A 407-nucleotide genomic window follows, 5' to 3' on the forward strand; every position below is an offset into this window, starting at 1 on the left:
GGAGGATTAGCTCAGCTGGGAGAGCACCTGCCTTACAAGCAGGGGGTCGGCGGTTCGATCCCGTCATCCTCCACCACCGTGCCGGTGTAGCTCAACTGGTAGAGCAACTGACTTGTAATCAGTAGGTTGGGGGTTCAAGTCCTCTTGCCGGCACCATTTATATCGGAGGGGTAGCGAAGTGGCTAAACGCGGCGGACTGTAAATCCGCTCCTTCGGGTTCGGCAGTTCGAATCTGCCCCCCTCCACCATYTYTATTGGGCTATCGCCAAGCGGTAAGGCAACGGATTTTGATTCCGTCATGCGTTGGTTCGAATCCAGCTAGCCCAGCCATAGAGAGCCATTAGCTCAGTTGGTAGAGCATCTGACTTTTAATCAGAGGGTCGAAGGTTCGAGTCCTTCATGGCTCA

At 54.6% G+C, this 407-nt stretch carries 5 tRNA genes; all 5 read left to right on the top strand.

The window, feature by feature from the left end:
- Positions 1 to 76: transfer RNA gene (locus AC1DEF_RS29295), tRNA-Val, on the top strand.
- A 4-nt stretch (positions 77 to 80) separates the two neighbouring features.
- Positions 81 to 156: transfer RNA gene (locus tag AC1DEF_RS29300), tRNA-Thr, on the top strand.
- Between the two features lie 8 nt (positions 157 to 164).
- A tRNA-Tyr gene (locus AC1DEF_RS29305) sits at positions 165 to 248 on the top strand.
- Positions 249 to 255: 7 nt separating this feature from the next.
- Positions 256 to 330, top strand: a tRNA-Gln gene (locus AC1DEF_RS29310).
- A 4-nt stretch (positions 331 to 334) separates the two neighbouring features.
- Positions 335 to 407, top strand: a tRNA-Lys gene (locus AC1DEF_RS29315).

It is taken from the genome of Priestia sp. 10L35, from assembly GCF_056395685.1.